We start from the raw sequence: 22,711 nt of genomic DNA, 5'->3' as shown, positions 1-22,711 counted from the left end.
TTTAATCCATTTTTGAGCTGGGTTATGGAAAAGCAGTGAAAACCTAGTTTTAAAGCACAATAGCCGAGTATTAAATAGCATTTACATTGAAAAAAAGGCGGTTTTCCGTCATTATAATCAGGTCTTTTTTATGTTGGTAAAACTATCGTGCATCATAAACCTTCTTTAGCAAAATCTCCCATTTCTAAATCATCAGCCTCCTCTTTAAATACCTTCAAAGGCAAGACGCCAAATCCTGAACAACAAAGAGGCTCAGTGCTTGGTTTTCTATTACTGATTATCATCATTGTCGGTATGGTGATTCTTGCTATGTATTTAATTAAGCAAGATAGAGTCATTACCGCTAAATTTGAAGGTAAGCGCTGGAATATCCCTGCCAAAGTCTATTCTCAACCTCTTGAGCTCTACCAAGGTGCTACCCTAACCACCAAAAATTTAGACTCGTGGTTAGAGATGCTGAACTACAAATCCAGCTCAAACTATGATCGTACCGGTACTTATAATAAATCCTCTGGTCAGTATGTGATTCATACTCGGGGCTTCCAGTATAGCACCAGTGATGTTGATCCTGAACAGGTTATCAAGATCAAAATTCAAGACTCAAAGATCACTAGCATTCAAAGTACCCAACCTAGTGATACCGGAATTGTGCGCATTGAGCCAGTAACTATTGGCGGTATTTATCCAGACAATAATGAAGATCGTATCGTACTACCGATCTCTGAAATTCCACAGCCGCTTATTGATGCCTTAATCTCTACTGAGGATAGAGGGTTTTATCAGCATAAAGGGGTCTCTTTAAAAGGCATTGGCCGAGCTTTTTATAATAACTTGCAAGGCGGTTCTATGCAGGGTGGCTCGACCATCACTCAGCAGTTGGTTAAAAACTTCTACCTTAGCTCAGACCGCACTTTAAAGCGTAAAGCCAATGAAGCGGTTATGGCGTTATTGCTAGAGATGCACTACAGCAAAGATGAGATTTTACAAACCTATTTGAATGAGATTAACTTAGGTCAAAATGGCAACCGCTCTATTAATGGCTTTGGGTTAGCGGCGCAGTTTTATTTTAATCAACCGCTAAAAGAGTTACGAATTGATCAGCAAGCCCTACTGGTTGGCTTAGCGAAGGGTACCAGCTACTACAACCCTCGTCGTAACCCTGAGCGGGCATTAGACAGACGGAATACGGTCTTGGCTAATATGTTAGCTACTGGAAAAATCGACCAAGAAACTTATGAAGAGGCCATCGCAAAACCGCTTGATGTGGTTGAAAAGCCTAGTGTGGGTAAAAGCCGTTTTCCAGACTTTTTAGATATTGTAAAACGTGAACTGCAGTCAAACTACCATCCGGAAGACCTAAAGAACGAAGGGCTAAGAGTTTTTAGTACCTTAGATCCTATTGCTCAGTTCGCAGCTGATAATGCGGTACAAAAGCAGCTGTCAGCGCTACGCAAAAAAAGCAGTAAAACCAAACCTTTACAAGCAGCCTTATTGAGTGCGAATCCCGCTTCAGGTGAGCTGGTTGCTGCCATCGGTAGTGGCAGTGAATTTACTGGATTTAACCGTGCGGTAGATGCCAAGCGTCAAGTCGGCTCCCTGTTAAAGCCTTTTATCTATATGACGGCTCTTGAAAGTGGCAAGTACAATCTTGCCAGCTCGGTCAATGACAGTCCTGTTACCCTGAACCTGTCTGATGGTAGCAGCTGGACACCCAAAAACTATGATGGGGTGGATCATGGTTATGTGCCTTTAACCACGGCGCTAGCGAAGTCTTACAACCAGGCAGCTGTCAATACCGGGGTAGAGTTTGGAGTGGGTACCCTTGTCAATCAGATGCATCGCTTGGGTATCAATGAAAAAATTCCCACTTACCCCTCTTTATTCCTAGGTTCTGTCGAACTGAGTCCAATGGACATGTTGGGCATGTATCAAGTTGTGGCAGCAGGGGGCTTCCGCACTCCTATTATTAGTATCCGTACTGTAGTAGATGATAGAGGCAGTATTTTACAGCGCTCTGGATTTGATACCAAACGCAGTGTCCCCCCTGATGTTAACTATCTAACCAACTATGCGCTGCAAGAAGTGGTTAGAAATGGCACGGCAAGCTCATTGAAGTCTTTAGGTAGCGATCTTAATTTAGCGGGTAAAACAGGGACCACCAATGATTACCGAGATGCTTGGTTTGCAGGCTACAGCGGTAACTACGTCAGTGTGGTCTGGGTCGGCCGAGATGACAACAAACCTATTGGTCTAAGTGGCGGAAGTGGCGCCCTGCCCTTATGGAAAGACTTTATGGGCCGCTTGCGTCTAACGCCTGTTGAATTGGTACAGCCTGATAGTGTTGAGTGGCTCTGGTTAGAAAACGGTACTGGTAAGCTGTCTCATGAAAGCTGTCCAGGCGCCAGATACCTACCTGTACTGTCCAGGAGTTTACCGGAAGATGCCAGTGACTGCGCCTTAGAGCTTTATCAACAAGAACAATCACGCCAACAAATGCGCTGGCTCAACGATCAACGTAAAGCGCTATTGAATCGAAGTCGTGAGTTAGATAGTGTCCAAGAGGGTATGCCCTCTGGCGCTTCAAACGGTGAAAATAATGAGGGCGGTATGGGTTCTCAAAATGAGGAAGGCGGGGCTTCAAACAATAATAACAGTGAGAATTCAGGCGACACTTGGTATGATAAAGCTCTAGAATGGTTTTAATCTTGCCGCTGAGTTTAACTTTTTTAACATCTAATCTTTAGAGTGCCAAAGCTGACTCATCGTTATCAATGAGTCGGCTTTGCTTAATGGTCTGCCTCCAACTTACCAATTTGGATTGAAATTATGTCTATGCAATCCCAAGTATCTGTTATAACTACAACATCTGCAACATCTGCAACAGCGGCTAGAAGTTCCGCCAAAGTTAGTCCCTTAAAATCCTTACTGACGAGTTCAGCGCTTGGCATAATTATGCTAGGTGCTGTGACCGGCTGTCAAAGTACTGATGGCTTATCAGCCCCTTCTTCAGTGACTGTGACCCAGCCCACCAGTCAAACCAGCCCAAATCCAACTACTGCTTCAGATTCTTCTCCTGTTTACCAAGGCATTGAAGAGGACTACCCAATTTTGGAGGTGGACGACAATACTGAAGCTGTGGCACAAGAGTCAGGTTTTCATCACCAACCCTCCTATTCGGTAGAGTCTCCCACAGAAAGTAGCGAGGAGCATGCCACTACTAAAGACAGCACTCCTAGCAATAACCCTAATGCTGTGGGCCAAACCAGACCCACCTCTCCTGTCCCCTCTAGCCCTATTGCCACCAATGAAGCTCCGGTAGCTAAGCCTCCCGTAGCAGATGCAAAAACAGTACAGCAAAGCTTACTGGAGCAGGCACGTCAAAATTCAAAAAAATCGACTAATAGACCCACCTCTATCCAAGATGGTAGCACTATTCCTGCTTTTCAAAAGTTAATGGATACTGGGGTTGAGCAATTGCGTCAAGGCCAAGTCTCTGCCGCTCAAGCCACTTTCACCCGAGCGCAGCGCTTAGCCCCTCAATCCTCAGCAGTTTACTTCTATTTGGGCCAAGTGGCCTTAAAACAAAACCAACCTTTGAAGGCAGAAGCCATGGCCCGTCGTGGATTGGTGGTGGCTCAGACTGAAGCCAGAAAAAGAGCCTTGTGGCAAATTATTTTGATAGCTGGGCAGGCTCAGGGCAACAGCCGAGTCATTAAGGAAGCAAAAGCTGCCCTCTCAAGATAAAGGCTATCAACCTAAGTAGTATCACGTTAAAATATACCATTTTATAAAGTTTATTTACCCTAAGGATCATTATGGATTGGCAGCAATTACACCTGCAGTGTGCAAAGCAAGATGTGGACTTGGCAGAAAGCCTGTTATTAGAAGAAGGCGCACTTTCAATTAGCTTAGAAGATGCTGGAGATCAGCCGTTATTTGAGCCATTGCCTGGTCAGTCTCCTTTGTGGGACGAAGTTATCCTAACGGGTCTGTTCACCGCAGATAATGCACAAGACATTGAGTCGGCAGCACAGACCATTGCTGTGCAAGTTAATGCCCGACGCGTCTGGACCACTGCCCTTGCCGATACGGATTGGGAACGCGAGTGGATGTCACATTACGCCCCTATTGAATGTACCAATAACTTATGGATTGTTCCTAAGTGGATGACCCCTCCTAATCCAGAGGCGATAAACATTATGATGGATCCGGGCTTAGCCTTTGGTACCGGCTATCATGCAACTACTCGCCTATGCCTAGACTGGCTAACTGACCAAGATCTATCCGACAAAGTCGTCATTGACTATGGTTGTGGCTCAGGCATCTTAGGCATTGCTGCTCTTCTACTAGGCGCGAAACAAGTCTATAGTGTTGATATTGACCCTCAAGCCGTTTTAGCCACCAAGCAAAATGCTGAGCGTAATGATGTGGATCAGCAATTACAGGCGTTCTTACCTGAAGACTTTGCCAAAGCTTTTGAAGCTGGAGACATTCCTAAAGCCGATATTATTGCTGCGAACATCTTAGCCAAGCCTTTAATGGAGCTGGCTCCTTATTTGGCTACTTTAATCAAACCTAAAGGCGGCATTGTGCTGGCAGGCCTAATCTCTGAGCAGCTAGAAGATGTCATCAGCGCCTATCAGCCTTGGTTTAATCTAGATACCCGTCACTCTTATGAGAAAAATGACAATCATGACGATTCTCATTGGCACCGCTTATCAGGTACTTTTAAGGGGTAACCGCACTGCTCTAGTTAACTAAAAATGCTCTTAAAATTAAAATTTAAACCCACCTTTTATTCACTATTAGATTTAGTATAAAGCTATGGATAACCAAATCTCTTCTTTAAGTGACGCAAGCCCTTTAGCGAACGGTAGCGAAGGTCGTATGCCACTTCGTTTTCATGTGCAACAAGCGGTTGAGCAGTATTTTATAGAACTTGAAGGAGAAACAGCGACCAATCTATACCAGACCATACTGCAAGAAGTGGAAAAGCCGCTATTGGAAGTCGTTCTTGAGCAAACCCAGGGCAATCAGTCTAAAACTGCTCTAATATTGGGATTAAATCGAGGCACTTTACGCAAGAAGATGCAGCAGTATGGTTTGATGTAATTTTTTATTTTGCTTTTATTTTTATATAAAAGTTAACGCTTTATGTTAGGGCAAAACAGATAATGGGCTAGCGAACTTTACTCCTAGTGAGCTAAAGTTTTGTCATATTTTCAGTTTTGCACTAATATACTCGGGTCTTAGCCTGACACGGTTAAGACAATTACTTAAAACCCACGATGATTTCAGAATCTAATCACCCTTTTTATCGTATACACTATGGGAAAAACTATGTCTGATAAGCCGTACGCTCTTATTTCTGTTTCTGATAAAGCTCAAATCGAAAGCTTTGCCAAAGGCCTAATCGAAGCAGGATATGATTTATTATCAACAGGTGGTACTTATCGCCTATTGTCTGACAATGGTATCGCAGTGACTGAAGTAGCAGACTACACCGGCTTCGCTGAGATGATGGATGGCCGTGTGAAAACCCTGCATCCAAAAATTCATGGGGGCATTTTAGGCCGCCGTGGTCAAGATGATGCCGTCATGAGCGAGCACGGTATTCGCCCTATCGACTTGGTTGTGGTCAACTTATATCCATTCGCCCAAACCGTTGCAAAACCAGATGTCACCAAAGCAGATGCTATTGAAAACATTGACATTGGTGGGCCAACAATGGTTCGTTCTGCTGCTAAAAACCATGAGCACGTGGCTATCGTTACCAATCCTGCAGACTACGATTCTATTTTGACAGAGCTAAAAGAAGCGGGTAGCCTCTCCCAAAAGACCCGTTTTGATTTGGCCGTTAAAGCCTTTGAACACACTGCTCATTACGATGGCATGATTGCTAACTTCTTAGGTAGCCGCTTACAGTCGTTTGAAGAGCCAAATAACTTTGCTCGTACTTTCAACGTGCAATTGAAAAAAGCTCAAGATTTACGCTATGGCGAAAACCCACATCAGCAAGCGGCTTTCTACGTAGAAGAGAACGGCTCAGGCGAAGGCAGCATCTCTACTGCCAAACAGCATCAAGGTAAAGAGCTATCTTACAATAACATCGCCGACACCGATGCTGCTTTAGAGTGTGTAAAATCATTCTCTGAGTCTGCTTGTGTGATCGTTAAGCATGCTAACCCTTGTGGTGTGGCGATCAATGCAGATCAAACTGAAGCTTATAAAACTGCCTTTAGCACCGACCCTGAGTCATCTTTTGGTGGTATCATTGCTTTCAACCGTCCGCTAACTAAGCAAACTGCTAAAGCTATCGTTGATAATCAATTTGCTGAAGTTATTATTGCTCCAAGCTTAGAGCAAGGCGTCCTTGAAATTACAGCTGCGAAGAAAAACGTCCGCGTATTAACCTGTGGTGAGTTACCTAACCCACAAAACCGTGCTGCTCAATTTGACTATAAACGCGTGACGGGCGGTTTATTGATTCAGAATCAAGACTTGGGCTTAATCACTGCAGATGATTTACAAGTAGTGACCGACTTACAGCCTACTGCTGAGCAGTTAGAAGATCTTCTATTTACTTGGACTGTTGCCAAGTATGTTAAATCTAATGCTATCGTCTATGGTAAAGATAAGCGCACAATCGGTGTTGGTGCTGGTCAGATGAGCCGTGTTAACTCAGCTCGTATCGCAGCTATCAAAGCAGAGCATGCTAACCTTAAGACTGAAGGCGCAGTAATGGCATCAGATGCCTTCTTCCCCTTCAGAGACGGCATTGATAACGCTGCTGAAGTGGGCATTAAGGCCATTATTCAGCCAGGTGGTTCAATCCGTGATGATGAAACCATTGCTGCCGCTAATGAACATGGTATCGCTATGGTGTTCACTGGCATGCGCCATTTCCGTCACTAATTGAACCTGTTTTACCTGTTCTATAAGTGAAAAACTTGCTGTATTACTTAGATAGAAAAAAATACCGCCTCAATTGAGGCGGTATTTTTTGGTCTGCTAAAACTTAAAGGGTTTAAATCAACCATGATAAGGTGAGTCTTATACTCCCCCTACCTCATTAATCACTTTTTCGTTCTTCTCGATTTTGGTAGCGCCTTTTAAGTACTCAACATAATCACTAAAGTACTCTTGGCCACGGATGCTTCTCATATCAAACATTGCTTGAGAAAGCTCAGCAGCAGGAACATCCTTCATAGAACCCTTAGTGATAGGACCCAATACCAGAACCGTTGCCCCCTCTTCAGTCTTCTCAGATACAGCTACTTGCTTACCATTAGCACTGTCTTTACTAAAGGCAATAGCTTGTTCATCAACCGTTAGCAATGAGCTCTGACGATTGACATTCCCTAAGGACTGGAATTTAGCTTGAGCAGCCTGCATTCCTTTATCATTCACTGTTTTACTGATATTTTGAGCGGCTGCCAAAGCTTGGGCGCTGGCTTTTTGCTTCACTAAAACGTTTTTGATTTGCGCGGTAGCTTGCTTCAGCGTTAAAGGCTTAACGGGACGATAGTTGGTAGGCTGCACCCACAATGTTCCATTATTAACTTTAATACTGGCGCTCACTGACTCATCTTGGATAGCGTAGTCATCAAAGGCCGCTTCAATAACCGCTGGCTGGGCCAAAGCTGTTTTATTGTCCTTTTTAGTGTAATCTTTAATTTTCTGTACACTTAATTCTTCTTGTTGGGCAATATCTTCAATACTCACCCCATCAATAGCCATCTCGTTAATACGGGTAATCTTATCCGCAATTAGCTCTTCACGTTTTTGACGTTTGGCTTGTGCCACAAGCTCCTCACGCACACTGTCTAAACTTGGCACACCCGCGCCAGACATTTCAGTAACTTTAAACAGCTGATAACCAAAGCTAGTTTTAACTGGAGCTGAAACCTCACCTTTGTTTAAGCCTTCAATGGCTTGGGCAACTTTTGAACCATCTGCGCCAAACACTTCAGGATTAAAGGTACCGATATCACCGCCTTTGGCAGCACTTACTGGGTCTTCGGAAAGCTCCTTAGCCAATTTCTCAAAGCTTTCCCCCTTTTTCAAACGGCTTTCAATTTGCTGTATGGTTTTTTGGGCATTGTCACCTGTCACTAAAATTTGACTGAGCTTTTGGCTGTAATCACCCGCATAGTTAGCTTTATAGGCATCATACTGAGCTTGAATTTCTTCATCAGTCACTTCTGCAACGGCTACTTTGCTTGGATCCAGCTGAATGTACGCTAGATCAACCATAGCCACACTGTTCAACTCGTTTTTATGCTCATTGTAATAGTCTTCAATCTCTTTATTTGACACAGACACTTTGTCTTTGTATTGCTCCCAAGGCAAGCGATATACCCAAACATCTCTAGTTTCTAGCTGTAGCGCCAATAGGTCATTAATCTCAGCTTCTGGGTAAAGCGCTGTTTGTGCCACACTGGCATAAAGCTGCATTAGGTTTAGCTGTTGACGATACTGCGCAAATAACTGGTCTTTAGTAATGCCTTGCTGCTGTAATGAAAAAGCAAAGCGATCGTTTGAGAATTGACCATTTTCGTCTAAAAACTGAGGGTCTTGTAACAGCAAGTTGTTGATAACCTGATCTGATACGTGCATACCCAACTGATCCGCTTGGTTTCTAAGTAAGGCTCGGTTGATTAGGCTGTCTAGAACTTCACGATTTAAAGCATTGGTATTAATCGCACTGGCTTCTACCCCATTTTGTAGCAGTTCATTTCTGCGATTATTAATAGCATCTTGGTATTCAGCGCGGCTGATCGTTTGATCGCCTACTTTAGCCACATCATTTGCATTGGCTGACCCAGTGAAATAGCTCTCAAGCCCTAGGATTACCAAAGGCGATAAACAAAGCATTAAGAAAATTCTACCAGGCCAACTTTTAAGAAATTTACGTATCGATTCCATAGTACATATCAGTCATAGGTTAATAAGAGGTTAACGCAATATCATACGTGAAAATAAGGTCCGACACAAAAAAAACGCACCCTAAGGTGCGTTATTGTCTGCAATCAGACAGGGTATTTACTTAACTTAGCACATAGTCGGCTTAGTTTAAGCGATCTTTAAGGCCTTTACCTGCTTTAAAGTGTGGTACACGGCTTGCTGGAATCTGAAGCTCAGCACCAGTCTTAGGGTTACGGCCAGTACGTGCTTTACGGTCTTTAACGCTGAAAGTACCGAAACCTACTAATGAAATAGTGTCATTATTTTCTAGAGCTTCACCAATACTTTCCATCATTGCATTAAGAGCGTCAGCAGCTTGAGTTTTGTTCAGACCACTTTTCTCAGCGATGCTATCTACTAATTCTGATTTATTCATAGAGACTTCCTTTAAAATGATTTAAGTTCGGAGGTAAATTCTATCGCTTAAAAACTAAATAAGCAATAACCAAGCCCTTAAATACTACACATCAGTGCAAAAAAAGTGCACCTTTCCAATTTTAGTATTTTCTGAACGTGGGGTTTCTCCTGCTGTTATAGCAAGGGGTTCAGAAATGTGCAAGTAAATTTACATTTTACTGTTCAATTGCTTACTCAAATCGGCTTGAGACACCACTTACATTGACTTTATACCTTTAAAACCACGTTGTTTCAAGTGATATCTAATATTTTATAATCTTTTCTCACCGCTGTTTTATTTAGCAGTTAATTTTATTAATCCGTATCATACTTATAGCGACTACGTTACTTTATGCTATTATTTATCAAATTTTTCATAAATGAAGGTTATAATTTCTGAATGATTTAAAGCTTGTGCTCTTAATCAGCATTAGTCAGCAGAATTCCATAACTTTAATAAATATGATGAGTGATCTCTTCGTATAACAAAATTCAAATAGGTTTAGTATGAGTCAAAATTCAATTTCAAACTCTCTACTTAATATTGTACTGGTATTTGCAGAGTCAGCCATTACGCTTGTTTTAAGATTCGACGCAAACCTACGTAAAGCAGTCTATCCATTGGCTCAAAAAAACACTGTGGTCTGTGTGCGCAGTTACCTGCCCCACACTCAATTCTATGCTACCTTCACCAATAAGGGCATCTTATTAGACAGCGAGCTTCCTCCGTCTACTACAGAGCCTGACGTGGTCATCAATGCTTATAGCCATCAGTTGATCAACTCTTTGGTCAGTAATGATGTGACTCAGATCAACAAGATCACTATGCGTGGTGGTACAGAAACGGTCAGTGAAGTTCGTAACTTTTTATCACAGTTAGGGGTTGCCAGTCTTTTCCAAGGGATTATCAAAACGGTTAAAGGCAAAGGTAAAGAGACAACTGAAGAAGCAAAAGAGCAAAACAAGCCAGACTATAAAGCCCGTATTGAAGAGCAGCAACAACAACTTAATGTTTTGAGTATGCGTAACCGTGAACTTGAGATTAGTTTAAAAGAAGCTCACAGCAAACAGAAAACAACCATGATTGCCCTTATTGTGGCTTCCTTAATTGCTATCGCTGCTGTGATTGGCTGGTTAAGCTAACCTACTGTATTTTCATTGTTAGTTAATTTTCATTGTTAGTTATTGGTTTTATTCGACAGTTACTAGGCTGAGCAGAAACTTGGCATATTACCTCTCAACAGACTAAACCTCATATTATGAATGTTTTTTTAATTGCCTTAATGGACACAGCCGTCTATTAAGGCTTTTTTTATTCTCCAATCCTATGATGTGGTAATTAAACGCTAATAATAATCAAGTTAGCATTGAAAACTTGAACCCATGGTCTCAAATCAACTACCACACACTTTTGCGAAGCCATAAACTATCGATAATTTACAGTCATAATTTGCTATAATATCGGCGTCTAAAATTCATAACTCTCTTACTGATTTAGGGTTAGGTATCTGTTGGTAATTAATAAGTTAACTAGGTGATTAGTAATAAATTAACCTAGTTTATTTCGAGTATTATGGCAATAACCTCTCTATTACAATTAAGCCACCAATTAATCTTGACTGCATTACTCGGAATTAACTATAATAGGACTTAATTAATCAAGTATGAACTCGTGGAGACATTAAATGCGCTTAACAACTAGAGGTAGATACGCGGTAACCGCGTTACTTGACCTGGCTATCCAAGATGGTGATTCAAAAAATGCTGTCTCCCTATCTGATATTGCCAAGCGCCAATCCATTTCTATTTCTTATTTAGAACAATTGTTTTCTAAGTTACGTAAAGCAGGATTGGTGACCAGTACCCGTGGTGCCTCAGGCGGTTATCATTTAGCCAAACCTCTGGCTGAAATAGATGTAATGACCATTATCACTGCCGTTGATGAATCAGTGAATGCCATGCAGTGTGGCGGTCAAGGCAACTGTCAAGGTGGCGCAATGTGTCTTACCCATGACTTATGGTGTGCTTTATCAACCCACATCGAACAATATTTAAAAAACATTTCTTTAGATCAGTTGTTGCAAATGGAGAATGTTAAAGACGTTTCTCATCGTCAACAGCTACTTCATCAAGCAGCCACTGAAAAGACAGAAAAAAGTACAACTACAAATTCAAATATAATATTTCCAGCCAATGAGGTTAATCCAGCATGAGTAACTTAAACCGTCCTATCTATCTTGACTATGCAGCCACCACCCCTGTTGATGCTAGAGTAGCAAAGAAGATGGCTGAATACATGACTTTTGAAGGGGTCTTCGGTAACCCAGCGTCTCGCTCACATGGTTATGGCTGGCAAGCTGAAGAAGCTGTAGAAAATGCACGTCAACAAGTTGCTGATTTGGTAAATGCCGATCCTCGTGAAATTGTATTCACCTCTGGTGCTACTGAGTCTGATAACTTAGCCATTAAAGGTGCAGCTCATTTCTACGAAGGCCGTGGTAAGCATATCATCACCAGTAAAATTGAGCACAAAGCGGTATTAGATACTTGCCGTCAACTTGAGCAAGAAGGTTTTGAAATTACTTACATCGAACCTCAGCCAAGTACAGGCCTTATCTTACCAGAGCAAGTTAAAGAAGCCTTACGTGAAGACACCATTTTAGTTTCATTAATGATGGTGAATAACGAATTAGGCACAATAACTGATGTTAAAGCCATTGGTGAAATTACTCGTGAAGCAGGAGTTATCTTCCACGTTGATGCGGCTCAAGCTGCTGGTAAAGTGGAAATTGACCTTGAAGAGCTAAAAGTTGATCTAATGAGCTTCTCAGGTCATAAGATTTATGGTCCTAAAGGTATCGGTGCTTTATACGTACGCCGCAAACCACGTGTTCGTATCCGTGCTGAACAGCATGGTGGTGGTCATGAGCGCGGTATGCGTTCTGGTACTTTAGCCACTCATCAAATCGTTGGTATGGGTGAAGCGTTCGCTGTTGCTGCTGAACGTTTAGAAGAAGACCGTGCCCATGTCCAAAAATTACATGATAAGTTATGGCAAGGCGTGCAGGACATCGAAGAGATTTATCTAAATGGTGATGCTGAAAACAGCGTACCAAATATCATTAACATTAGCTTCAACTTCGTTGAAGGCGAATCACTAATGATGTCGTTAAAAGACATGGCTGTCTCTTCAGGTTCAGCTTGTACCTCTGCTACTCTTGAGCCTTCATACGTGCTACGTGCTATTGGTCGCCCAGACGAACTAGCGCACAGCTCTATCCGCTTCAGCTTTGGTCGTTATACAACCGAAGAAGACATTGATGTGATCCTAACTCAGATCCATGAAGCTGTAGATAAATTAAGAGACCTATCTCCACTATGGGATATGTACAAAGATGGCGTGGACCTTGACTCTGTAGAGTGGGCGGAACACTAAACTAAAAACTGCGGCTTAATTGACGCTAATTATTATTAAAAAATTAGACAATAAATTTTTATTGTCCCCATTTATCTAGGTTAAAACCCAGGAGAAACACCATGGCTTATAGTAATCAAGTAATTGACCATTATGAAAACCCACGCAACGTTGGTAATTTAGACAAAGATGCCAAAAACGTTGGTACCGGTATGGTTGGTGCTCCAGCTTGTGGTGACGTTATGCGTCTACAAATCCAAGTTGGCGATGACGGTATTATTGAAGATGCTCGCTTTAAAACTTACGGCTGTGGTTCAGCTATTGCTTCAAGCTCACTAGTAACTGAGTGGCTAAAAGGCAAGACACTAGACCAAGCTTCTGAGATCAAAAACAAGCACATTGCTGAAGAACTAGCGTTACCTCCAGTGAAAGTTCACTGTTCAGTATTGGCTGAAGATGCGATTAAGGCAGCTATCAATGATTACCGTGCTAAGACAGGCACAGCAACTGAAACTGACGCTTAATTGTTAGTTTAACTGATAAGCGATTAGTGCGTTTTTAATGCTAATGGGCTTAGTAAGGCCACCTTATTAAGCCCAAGCGATGTAAATTTATTTTTTAACATTAGGATAGTCTTAATGATAGAACTGACCGAACGTGCTGCAAAACACGTTACAGATTATTTAAATAACCGAGGTCATGGTGAGGGCATTCGTGTCGGTATTCGTACTGCTGGATGTTCGGGACTGGCCTACGTGTTAGAATTCGTCGATGAACCAGATTCAGTAGACGAAAAATTTGAAAGCCACGGGGTAAACATCTTCGTTGACCCTAAGAGTATGGTTTATTTAGACGGCCTATTGATGGATTATGTGACTGAAGGTCTTAATGAAGGCTTCAAGTTCACTAACCCTAATCAAAAAGGCGAATGTGGATGTGGTGAGTCCTTTACTGTTTAGTTGCTTGGCTGTTTAATCAGCTCAGTTCAATACTACTTACCCCTACCCGATTCCTTATTAAATGATAAGCCACTATAGTTATAGCTGTGCTTATAGCTCAAATAAAAATAGCTTACTTTAGTGATGATTTTAGGATTTAGACCCAGCTGACGACCTAGTGCGTCAGCTTTAAGTTTTAGCTTCCACCAAACTACCATCAACCAATAGCACTCAAAGCCTATGTCAGATAACGCACCTACTTTTGCCAATTTCTTCGCTCTATTCGAGCTACCTATTACTTTTGAAATAGAACCCACAAAGCTTAATGAACGGTTGCGTCAACTTCAAAGTCAGTATCACCCTGATAAGTTAACTGGTAATGAGAGTGCGTCATTACAGCAAAACTCTGCTGTCATCAATCATGCTTACGATATCTTGAGCAATCCAGACAGTCGGGCCAATTATTTATTGGAGCTATCCGGTCAAGAGCTGAATACTGACCACTCTATAGCTGATCTTGACTTCTTAGATGATGCTATGGAAATGCGCATGGATCTTGATGATGCTGAAGCAGCTAATGATTTGGCGACTATATCAAAGCTTAAAACCAATGTGGACGAGCGTATAGAGAGTCAGTCACAACGCTTTGTTACGGCGTATGCTGAGCAAGATTGGTCGGTGGCGAAAGATGCTACTCAAAAGCTTAAGTTTTTGGTTAAGCTAAAAAAAGATATGGACATTGCCATAGATAATAGCCAACAACAAACTGATGACGATGACTTGTATCTTTGATATGAAAGACGTCTTTATATATAGTTAAGCCTCTATTTTTCTTTTATTTTTAATTCTCTGCCTTAGATTGAGTGTTTTATGTCTTTATTACAAATTGCTGAACCAAACCAAAGTGCAAACCCTCATGAGCATAAATATGCTTTAGGTATTGATTTGGGCACCACTCGCTCTATGGTAGCGGTGGTTCGCTCAGGTAAGGCCGCTTTGCTTGAAACCACTTTAAGTAATGAAACAGCCAATGCCGGCAAAGACACCTTGCTACCCTCTGTAGTTTATTATGGCAATAAAGACGGTGTAACAGCACCGGTTGTTGGCTCTGAAGCCTTAGCTTATTTTGAAACAGATCCTGCCAATACCATCATCTCAGCTAAGCGTTTTATGGGCCGCAGTGTACAAGATATTAAGTTTTCACACCCTTATCAGCTAAAATCTAGCGAAAGTAATGTTGAAGCCATGCCCTCGTTTGTGACTGCTCAAGGTGAGATCTCTCCAGTAGCTGTCTCTGCACAAATTTTAAAGACCCTTGAAGAACGCGCACAGTCTGCCCTACCAAACGCCAGTATTGCTGGTGCAGTCATTACCGTGCCTGCTTATTTTGATGAGGCTCAACGTCAAGCCACTAAAGATGCCGCTAAACTTGCTGGCCTTAATGTGCTTAGGCTATTAAATGAGCCGACAGCAGCAGCGGTAGCCTATGGTCTGGACCGTGACAAAAATGACTCTGAAAAACAAGAGCATATCTACCTAATCTATGATTTAGGCGGTGGTACCTTTGATGTGTCACTATTAAAGATGACCGAGGGTGTTTTTGAAGTACTGGCCACGGGTGGCAACAGTGCTTTAGGTGGCGATGATATGGACCGCCAAATCATGGGCTGGCTACTAAAGCAAGCAGGATTGGACCCAAAACAGTTAACCGCTCAGCAGCGTACCCACATCGCTCGCCAAGCAGAAGCTTATAAGCAAGCACTGACCCATGAGGACAGTGTCTCTGTGACCTTAGATGTTGCCGGCACTCAGTGGCAAGGGGTGTTAACCGCAGAAGATTTGGTTCAAATTGTAGACCCTATCACTCGCCGCACCTTGTCAACGTGTGAGCAAGTAATGCGAGATGCCAATATTGATATCTCGCAGCTTGATGAGGTCATCATGGTGGGTGGTTCTACCCGCATGCCTGTGGTACAAGAGGCTGTTGAACAATTCTTTAATAAAAAACCGCTGTCTCATCTGAATCCCGATGAAGTGGTGGCATTAGGTGCTGCGCAGGTCGCTGAACAACTTATCAAAAAAGATAAATCCAATAATGTGTTACTGCTTGATGTCACTCCGCTATCGTTAGGTCTAGAAACCATGGGCGGCTTAGTAGAGGTGGTTATCCCTCGTAATACGCCTATTCCAGTGGCTAAAAAGCAAACCTTCACTACCTATCAAGATGGCCAAGCTGGCATGATTATTCATGTGGTGCAAGGTGAGCGAGATACCGTTGAAAACTGCCGTTCGTTAGGTCGTTTTGAGTTATATGGTATTCCTCCTATGAAAGCAGGCTTAGCACGCATCGAAGTCACCTTTGACATTGATGCCAATGGCCAACTGTCCGTCAGTGCTTTTGAGGCTACCTCTGGGGTTAAGAGCGATATTAAGATTACTCCTTCTTACGGCTTGAGTGATGAGCAGCAAGAGCAGTTATTACGTGCAGGCTTTGAAAATGCGGCTCAAGATAAACTGGCTCGCAGCTTAATTGAAGCTAAGGTCGAAGCTGAGCGTGAGATATTAGCTTTACAGTCGGCTTTACAAGAGTTCAACTCGTTATTAAGCGAAGAAGAAACTGGCAATCTACAACAAGCGATGCAAAAGTTAACTGAAGCGCTTCAACAAGATATCACTTCTGAAGATCCCGCAGTGCTGCAAGCCATAAAAGCAGAAGTAGAAAACAAACAAGCCCAGTTAAAGCCCTTAAGTGATGCTTTTGCGGCGCGTATTATGGACCAAAGTGTGCAGCAGTCGCTGGCTGGCACCAGTACCGATACTTGGTCTGAATAAGACACTGACTTAAAGAGTTAATAATTATATAGCTCTACTCTTTAATACAGATACTGCAAAACAGATTTTACTAATAACTAAAAGTTGGAATTTTTTATGCCTAAGATTACATTATTGCCCCATCATGAGATATGCCCAGAAGGTGCTGAAGTCGAACTTGAAAGCGGTCAAAACTTATGTAAAGGCCTGTTAGAAAAAGGCTTCAAAATTGAGCATGCCTGTGAGATGTCTAAAGCCTGTACTACCTGTCACGTGATTGTGCGTAAAGGCTTTAACAGTCTAGATGAGATGGACGATATTGAAGCTGACTTATTAGACAGAGCTTGGGGACTAGAGCCTGACTCGCGTCTATCCTGCCAGGTTCAAGTTGAAGACACAGACCTAGTGGTTGAGATTCCAAAATACACCCTCAACCATGCTAGTGAAAACCACTAAGACACGTCCTGTATTTACAATGATTTGATAAAAAAAAGACACCCAACTGGGTGTCTTTTTTTATGGCAAGAAAATTATTGCATTTGCCAATCAAAAGGCATTTGATTATGGCCACGTAATGCCATCATAAGCGTCTGCTGCATAGCCAAGTAAACTTCTTGAGTATAAGGTACTGCTGGCGTTCCCCATACTGGATTTGGCCAAGCTAAGTCGTTCTGATAGCGAACAATATGATGGAAATGTAGCTGTGGTACTTGATTGCCTAAAGCGGCCACATTCATCTTATCAGCATTAAAGGTCTTAGCCATCTGACTCGATAGCCAGCTTGACTCACGTAAAAACTGAGCTTGGTCCGCTGGTGATAATTCATAAATCTCTTGTACACCCGCCACTCTAGGTACCAAAATCAACCAAGGAAACTGGCAGTCATTAATTAGACGACAAGTAGATAGCGGAAAGTCTCCAACTAAAAACGAATCTTTAGCTAGTGTTGGATGAAGTTGAAACATATTGGCTCTCTTAATTATTTTAATGATTCTGCAAGCCGATATTTTATCAGGTATTGGCTTGATATTATAGATACTAACACAGGTTTAATCTTTTACAGAAAATAAGCGAGCTGTTAATAAGTTTATAAACATAAAAAAGCAGCCTTGAGAACTCAAGACTGCCTTACCCTCAATGTCTACCGACCTAGTGGTAGCCACTGAACGGTTCTGTTAAAAGCCACAAGCTACTTGCACTTTCAGTATTTTTTATTATTCTATTCCTGCTGTTATTATTATCATCCCTAATTTTTTGTTTCTTATCCATCATCTGCCATGATTTAGGTTTAGACCTTACTGGTTTGCATTACATCTCAACTGCATCTTCTGCTTCATCCTCAAACCACTCTGGGACTTGCAAATCTTCCAAATCAATAGCGTTATTAATCATCATTTCCTGTCTCTCCTTATTCATCTCTTATTTTATTATTTATGTCATGCTCTTGTTTGATGACTATAAGATACTAATAGTTGATGACAGTTAGATTAAAACGCTATGACAATTAGATTAAAGCACCATAACGACATAATAACTTTGGTAATAGAGTAAGCTTAATTCTACTGGTTGTTGTTACTGTTCTCCTTTTGCACTTCGGTCACATGTTTTGAGAAGTGATTTAACAACTCACGTACCACCTCCACACGTTGCTGCGGAGTTTGCAGCTTATCCGGATTGGTGTAACGAATACCGGATGCTCCATTCATGCGGTAGCGATTGCTATCTGATTGAATTAACTGAATAATAGCTAAAGCTTCAACTGGGGTATCTGGGGCAAACTCTAACACCACACTGCTGCTAGTGGCATCTATCTTGTAGATGGCCAAAGGCTCAGCCTGAACCCGAAGCTGATGAATGGCAAATAGCTGCCTTGTTTGATCGGGTAGCGCCCCAAACCTATCAATCATCTCGGTTCTAATATCGGTTAAAGTATCTTTGTCTTGTGCATTACTGATGCGTTTATAGAATAACAGTCGCTGCGGCACATCATTGACATAGTCTTCTGGAATCAGCGCTGAGCAGTGCAAGTTAATATCACTGGTCAAAGATAATGGCGTATTTAAGTCCGGCTCTTTACCTGCTTTAATAGCTTTGGTAGCCCGTTCTAGCATATCCATGTACAGGCTAAACCCAATGGCTTGCATATTACCACTTTGCTGCTTGCCTAAGATTTCCCCTGCACCGCGTATTTCTAGATCCTCACTGGCCAGCATAAAGCCTGCCCCTAAGGTATTGGCCCTTTCAACGGCACGTAGACGCTTTTTGGCATCGCCTTTTAATCCCTTGATGGAAGGAACTAACAGATAACAATAGGCTTGATGGTGACTGCGTCCCACTCGGCCACGTAACTGGTGCAACTGTGCTAGACCAAATTTATCAGCGCGCTCAATGATAATGGTATTGGCATTAGGCACATCAATACCGGTTTCAATAATAGTAGTACACACCAGCACGTTAAACTTTTTGTGATAGAACTGCTGCATCACCTGCTCTAGCCCACGCTCATTCATTTGACCGTGTGCCACCCCTACCCGAGCTTCAGGTACCAGCTCGCGGATATTCTCTGCCATACGCTCAATACTGGCCACATCGTTGTGCAATAGATAGACCTGACCACCGCGCAATAATTCACGCAAAATAGCCTCTTTCATAAGCTGATCCGTCTTTTGCATCACAAAGGTTTTAATGGCCAAGCGTCTTGCCGGCGGCGTAGCAATAATTGACATATCACGCATGCCAGACAAGGCCATATTTAAGGTTCTAGGAATCGGTGTGGCGGTCATCGATAAACTGTCAACGTCACTTTGGATCGCTTTGATACGCTCTTTATGACGGACCCCAAAGCGATGCTCCTCATCGACAATCATTAGCCCTAAGTTGGCGAATTTAACGTCTTTTTGCAGCAGCTTATGAGTGCCAATAACAATATCGACCTTGCCAGCAGCCAAGTCCTCTAGCACTTGATCTTGATATTTTTTGCCACCAAAGCGAGACAAGGTTTCGATACGGATTGGCCAATCAGCAAAGCGGTCTTTGAAGTTATCCTCGTGTTGTCCCGCCAGCAAGGTCGTCGGAACCAATACCGCCACTTGATAACCACTATTAACGGCGATAAAAGCAGCTCGCATCGCTACTTCGGTTTTACCAAAGCCCACATCACCACAGATGAGCCGGTCCATAGGCTTGTTTTGCTTCATGTCATGTATGACTGCATCAATAGCATTAGCCTGATCCGGTGTCTCTTCAAAAGCAAACTGACTGGCAAACAGCTCATACTGTGCCGTATCGACTTTAAAATGAATGCCCTCTTTAGCCTGACGGCGGGCCTGCATATTCAGCAGCTCTGCAGCCACATCATGAATTTGCTCTAAAGCTTTTTGTTTTGCTTTGTCCCATTTGCCACTGCCAATCTTATGTAAAGGCGCTAAGGCAGGATCGCCGCCACTATAACGGCTAATCAACTGCAAATTGGCCACTGGGACATAGATACTGGCATCGTCAGCGTATTTTAAATGAATAAACTCTTGCTCACCTTCGCCAGCATCCAAAGTAACTAAGCCATGGTAGCGGCCAATACCTTGGTTAATATGAACCACTGGGCTGCCTTCGGTCAGCTCAGTCACACTTTTGATTAGGAACTCTTCTGACACATCACTTTGACGACGGCGACGGGTTTGCAGCACTTGCCTACCAAATAGCTGGGTTTCACTAATGATCGATAAATGATTGGCTATTACTGCCCCTCGTTCTATCGGGGCAATGGTCAAGCCTACCGTGGGCTTATTACCCTCGGCTTGTTCATTATCTCGATAAAGATCACTGTGTAGAAACTGCTGTAAATTATCAAAGGTTTTAACGTCAATTTTTCCACGGAATAGCTCTAATAAAATCTCACGGCGACCGGCAGTTTCCGCCACCACCAATATGGGACGAGGCAGCGGCTTATCTATATCTTCCTTACGCTCTGCTTCATGATCGCCCCACTGACCTTCTGCATAAGTTAATAGCTCTAACAAAGGCTCAGCTTTTTGGTGACTGACTGGCAGCTCAGGGGGCATAACGGCAGGCAAACGTACCTTACCAGCTTGACTACTCTCTGCGGCCTGTAGTTCATTTTGACTTAAAATAATACGAGGATAAGCATTTAACTTTTCATTGGTTTCATTGCTGGGCAAATAAAGCAGTTTTGGGTCTAAAACAGGCTTATCAATATCATGACGGCGCTCTTCATAACGGCGCTGTATTTGTGACCAATAATCTGCCTGAGACTCCGCTATGTTTTCATCAATAATAAACAGCGCATCTTGAGGTAAATAAGTAAATAGATGTCCGGTCTGACTCCAATCCTCTAAATCAAAGAAAAGCGGCTGATAGTATTCAAGGCCACTACTGGCTATACCCGCCATCACATCTTTATGTAGCTCAAATCGGCGACTGCTAACATTGGGGAACATGGCCGCGAAGTTATTACGGAACATCTCCTTGCCTTCCTCCAAAGGAAATTCTTTGGCTGGCAGGATCTGAAATTCGGTAATGGGCTTAGAAACGTCTGGTAATTTATGTAATAAAGACAAGGACTCGACCGTTAAATCATGTTTAGTCGCACTATCCGAATCTGATCGGGAGGACACTATTTCAACTAAGGTCTCAGTCGATAAAGTGCGCTGGGTTTGGGGATTAAAGAACTTTATGGTCTCAATTTCATTGTCGAACAAATCCAAGCGTAGTGGAAACGGCTGACCCATAGCGAAGATATCAATGACGCTGCCTCGTACCGCAAATTCACCAGGCTCAAATACATTATCTACAGCCCGGTAGCCTGCGGCGGCCAACATCTCTCGCTGCTCATTTATGTCAAATATATCGCCCACACTTAAATCAAAATGCTGACCAATCAGCCAACTTGGCGGCGCCACTCGCTGCATTAAAGTTTGGATACTGATTAATAAAATGCCGCTTTTTGGCATTTCTGTAAGCAGGTTGATTCGCTCACTAACAATATCTTGATGCGGCGACAGCTCATCATAGGTCAGTATTTCCCAATCTGGGAACACATAAGCATCCACTCCACAAAAAGCCAACTCCGTTTCGATTTGATTGAGCTGGTTTTGGTCTTTGGTGACAACTACCTTAAGTCGATTGGCAACATTGGCTACGGGGCAGTCTGTTAGACTGGCCAACCAAAGACTGCCTGCAGCAGCATGAGCCGGATACAGCCAGCGCCTTTGTGAGTTATCTATAGGAAATAGGGCTTCATTGGTAGAGGTAAAAATATCAGTAAGAGGATGCTTAGAGAGTTTAGGCATAATATTGTGGTAAATTTCCTTAACGAAGACCAATGGGCTGAGAGAAAGTCGCAGCTACTTATCAATAAAGTCTCTATTATACGAGCTAAAAAGAGGACTACAAATGATTATTAAAGCACCGCTAATTCATTATAAAAAATAATTTACTGCCTGAGTTTTAGTAAAAAAGGCCAACAAAGCAGTACATTGCTGTGTTGGCCTTTTAAAGTTTTAACTACAGACTAGCTATAAGCCGTCCGCTATTAATTAATAAGTAATTCTATATTAATAAACGACTGGTTTTGCCGAATAAGAGACTACTCTTAAATCAATGGCTTTTCGCTGGCGATGATGCCATTGTTATCGGCATAGACATACATGCCTGAATTTAAGGTCATATCGCCAAAGCTAATTTCAATATCAGTCTGACCTTCACCACGACGGTTTGATTTGCGAGGGATGCAGCCTAGAGCCATTACTCCAATATCCATTTGCGCCATGTCATCAACATCACGCACACAGCCATACACCACAACTCCTGACCAGCCATTATCGATAGCAGATTGAGCAATCATATCGCCCAATAAGGCACAGCGCATAGAGCCCCCGCCATCAACCACTAAGATTTTGCCTTCACCATTACTATCACGACCTTCGGTATTCAGTAGCTCTTTTACCCTGCTATTGTCTTCAAAGCATTTTACAGTAACGATTTCACCACAGAATTTATCCTTACCACCGAAGCTATAAAAAGACTTCCCTTCAATATTAGGCAAGCAAACTTGGCTTTCTGGATTAGCATCCAACAAATCACAAGTTACAAAGTTGGTTTTGGTCATCTCAGTCATGGTGTTATTTCCTTATTTATTATTGGCTTATAAAATAAAAAAAAGCGTCTG

18 protein-coding genes are annotated in these 22,711 nt (G+C 42.5%); 13 read left to right on the top strand and 5 right to left on the bottom strand.

Going from position 1 to position 22,711, the window contains the following annotated elements; translation table 11 throughout:
* Window positions 1-294 precede the first annotated feature (294 nt).
* From mrcB to purH, 5 genes are all read left to right on the top strand, one after another.
* Window positions 295-2,703: a penicillin-binding protein 1B gene (gene mrcB / locus B3S92_RS01240; protein ID WP_414706975.1), complete on the top strand. Its 2,409-nt coding sequence runs from the start codon at window positions 295-297 to the stop codon at window positions 2,701-2,703.
* A gap of 123 nt (window positions 2,704-2,826) precedes the next feature.
* Window positions 2,827-3,744 (top strand): tetratricopeptide repeat protein, encoded by a 918-nt coding sequence (locus B3S92_RS01235; protein ID WP_296202005.1) that lies wholly within the window; start codon window positions 2,827-2,829, stop codon window positions 3,742-3,744.
* A 71-nt stretch (window positions 3,745-3,815) separates the two neighbouring features.
* The gene (gene prmA, locus B3S92_RS01230) at window positions 3,816-4,739 is read left to right on the top strand and encodes a 50S ribosomal protein L11 methyltransferase (protein WP_296202003.1); all 924 of its coding nucleotides are present in this window, start codon (window positions 3,816-3,818) and stop codon (window positions 4,737-4,739) included.
* An 85-nt stretch (window positions 4,740-4,824) separates the two neighbouring features.
* Window positions 4,825-5,112: a DNA-binding transcriptional regulator Fis gene (fis, locus tag B3S92_RS01225; RefSeq protein WP_077451030.1), complete on the top strand. Its 288-nt coding sequence runs from the start codon at window positions 4,825-4,827 to the stop codon at window positions 5,110-5,112.
* A 228-nt stretch (window positions 5,113-5,340) separates the two neighbouring features.
* Window positions 5,341-6,915, top strand: a complete 1,575-nt coding sequence (gene purH, locus B3S92_RS01220; RefSeq protein WP_296202001.1) for a bifunctional phosphoribosylaminoimidazolecarboxamide formyltransferase/IMP cyclohydrolase — start codon at window positions 5,341-5,343, stop codon at window positions 6,913-6,915.
* A gap of 138 nt (window positions 6,916-7,053) precedes the next feature.
* Here purH and B3S92_RS01215 read toward each other — a convergent pair whose 3' ends face one another.
* Entirely contained in the window at window positions 7,054-8,928 is a 1,875-nt protein-coding gene (locus B3S92_RS01215) for a SurA N-terminal domain-containing protein (RefSeq protein WP_296202000.1), read from the bottom strand.
* 142 nt (window positions 8,929-9,070) lie between these two features.
* Window positions 9,071-9,343, bottom strand: coding sequence for an HU family DNA-binding protein (locus tag B3S92_RS01210; RefSeq protein WP_296201998.1), 273 nt, complete (start codon window positions 9,341-9,343; stop codon window positions 9,071-9,073).
* A 527-nt stretch (window positions 9,344-9,870) separates the two neighbouring features.
* On the opposite strand from B3S92_RS01210, the gene B3S92_RS01205 reads away from it, so the two are divergent.
* From B3S92_RS01205 to fdx, 8 genes are all read left to right on the top strand, one after another.
* Entirely contained in the window at window positions 9,871-10,506 is a 636-nt protein-coding gene (locus tag B3S92_RS01205; protein ID WP_296201997.1) for a hypothetical protein, read from the top strand.
* Window positions 10,507-11,048: 542 nt separating this feature from the next.
* Window positions 11,049-11,576, top strand: coding sequence for an Rrf2 family transcriptional regulator (locus tag B3S92_RS01200; protein ID WP_077451124.1), 528 nt, complete (start codon window positions 11,049-11,051; stop codon window positions 11,574-11,576).
* A complete protein-coding gene (locus B3S92_RS01195) occupies window positions 11,573-12,799 on the top strand; it encodes an IscS subfamily cysteine desulfurase (protein WP_296201996.1) in 1,227 nt (408 codons plus the stop codon). The genes B3S92_RS01200 and B3S92_RS01195 overlap by 4 nt, the downstream gene beginning before the upstream one ends.
* A 101-nt stretch (window positions 12,800-12,900) precedes the next feature.
* Window positions 12,901-13,302, top strand: coding sequence for a Fe-S cluster assembly scaffold IscU (gene iscU / locus B3S92_RS01190; RefSeq protein ID WP_077451126.1), 402 nt, complete (start codon window positions 12,901-12,903; stop codon window positions 13,300-13,302).
* Window positions 13,303-13,416: 114 nt separating this feature from the next.
* A complete protein-coding gene (gene iscA, locus B3S92_RS01185) occupies window positions 13,417-13,737 on the top strand; it encodes an iron-sulfur cluster assembly protein IscA (RefSeq protein ID WP_007395252.1) in 321 nt (106 codons plus the stop codon).
* Between the two features lie 219 nt (window positions 13,738-13,956).
* Entirely contained in the window at window positions 13,957-14,508 is a 552-nt protein-coding gene (hscB, locus tag B3S92_RS01180) for a Fe-S protein assembly co-chaperone HscB (RefSeq protein WP_296201994.1), read from the top strand.
* Between the two features lie 78 nt (window positions 14,509-14,586).
* Window positions 14,587-16,548: a Fe-S protein assembly chaperone HscA gene (hscA, locus tag B3S92_RS01175; protein ID WP_296201993.1), complete on the top strand. Its 1,962-nt coding sequence runs from the start codon at window positions 14,587-14,589 to the stop codon at window positions 16,546-16,548.
* 96 nt (window positions 16,549-16,644) lie between these two features.
* Window positions 16,645-16,983: an ISC system 2Fe-2S type ferredoxin gene (gene fdx, locus B3S92_RS01170; RefSeq protein WP_296201992.1), complete on the top strand. Its 339-nt coding sequence runs from the start codon at window positions 16,645-16,647 to the stop codon at window positions 16,981-16,983.
* A 74-nt stretch (window positions 16,984-17,057) separates the two neighbouring features.
* Here the strand turns inward: fdx and B3S92_RS01165 are convergent, their stop codons facing one another.
* The 3 genes from B3S92_RS01165 to rraA form a co-directional block, all read right to left on the bottom strand.
* Window positions 17,058-17,492: an HIT domain-containing protein gene (locus B3S92_RS01165; protein WP_007395256.1), complete on the bottom strand. Its 435-nt coding sequence runs from the start codon at window positions 17,490-17,492 to the stop codon at window positions 17,058-17,060.
* A gap of 594 nt (window positions 17,493-18,086) precedes the next feature.
* Entirely contained in the window at window positions 18,087-21,833 is a 3,747-nt protein-coding gene (gene mfd / locus B3S92_RS01160) for a transcription-repair coupling factor (RefSeq protein ID WP_296201988.1), read from the bottom strand.
* Between the two features lie 302 nt (window positions 21,834-22,135).
* A complete protein-coding gene (rraA, locus tag B3S92_RS01155; protein ID WP_296202128.1) occupies window positions 22,136-22,651 on the bottom strand; it encodes a ribonuclease E activity regulator RraA in 516 nt (171 codons plus the stop codon).
* Window positions 22,652-22,711: the final 60 nt, after the last annotated feature.

The sequence above is a fragment of the Psychrobacter sp. UBA3962 genome, from assembly GCF_002385225.1.
Lineage (GTDB): Bacteria > Pseudomonadota > Gammaproteobacteria > Pseudomonadales > Moraxellaceae > Psychrobacter.
Note: the sequence above shows the minus strand (reverse complement) of the source record. Positions and strands in the feature narration are given on the sequence as shown.

Coding starts and splice junctions, on each gene's coding strand:
- mrcB (WP_414706975.1), top strand. CDS start 295: ATGGTGATTCTTGCTATGTATTTAATTAAGCAAGATAGAGTCATTACC.
- B3S92_RS01235 (WP_296202005.1), top strand. CDS start 2,827: ATGTCTATGCAATCCCAAGTATCTGTTATAACTACAACATCTGCAACA.
- prmA (WP_296202003.1), top strand. CDS start 3,816: ATGGATTGGCAGCAATTACACCTGCAGTGTGCAAAGCAAGATGTGGAC.
- fis (WP_077451030.1), top strand. CDS start 4,825: ATGGATAACCAAATCTCTTCTTTAAGTGACGCAAGCCCTTTAGCGAAC.
- purH (WP_296202001.1), top strand. CDS start 5,341: ATGTCTGATAAGCCGTACGCTCTTATTTCTGTTTCTGATAAAGCTCAA.
- B3S92_RS01215 (WP_296202000.1), bottom strand. CDS start 8,928: ATGGAATCGATACGTAAATTTCTTAAAAGTTGGCCTGGTAGAATTTTC.
- B3S92_RS01210 (WP_296201998.1), bottom strand. CDS start 9,343: ATGAATAAATCAGAATTAGTAGATAGCATCGCTGAGAAAAGTGGTCTG.
- B3S92_RS01205 (WP_296201997.1), top strand. CDS start 9,871: ATGAGTCAAAATTCAATTTCAAACTCTCTACTTAATATTGTACTGGTA.
- B3S92_RS01200 (WP_077451124.1), top strand. CDS start 11,049: ATGCGCTTAACAACTAGAGGTAGATACGCGGTAACCGCGTTACTTGAC.
- B3S92_RS01195 (WP_296201996.1), top strand. CDS start 11,573: ATGAGTAACTTAAACCGTCCTATCTATCTTGACTATGCAGCCACCACC.
- iscU (WP_077451126.1), top strand. CDS start 12,901: ATGGCTTATAGTAATCAAGTAATTGACCATTATGAAAACCCACGCAAC.
- iscA (WP_007395252.1), top strand. CDS start 13,417: ATGATAGAACTGACCGAACGTGCTGCAAAACACGTTACAGATTATTTA.
- hscB (WP_296201994.1), top strand. CDS start 13,957: ATGTCAGATAACGCACCTACTTTTGCCAATTTCTTCGCTCTATTCGAG.
- hscA (WP_296201993.1), top strand. CDS start 14,587: ATGTCTTTATTACAAATTGCTGAACCAAACCAAAGTGCAAACCCTCAT.
- fdx (WP_296201992.1), top strand. CDS start 16,645: ATGCCTAAGATTACATTATTGCCCCATCATGAGATATGCCCAGAAGGT.
- B3S92_RS01165 (WP_007395256.1), bottom strand. CDS start 17,492: ATGTTTCAACTTCATCCAACACTAGCTAAAGATTCGTTTTTAGTTGGA.
- mfd (WP_296201988.1), bottom strand. CDS start 21,833: ATGCCTAAACTCTCTAAGCATCCTCTTACTGATATTTTTACCTCTACC.
- rraA (WP_296202128.1), bottom strand. CDS start 22,651: ATGACCAAAACCAACTTTGTAACTTGTGATTTGTTGGATGCTAATCCA.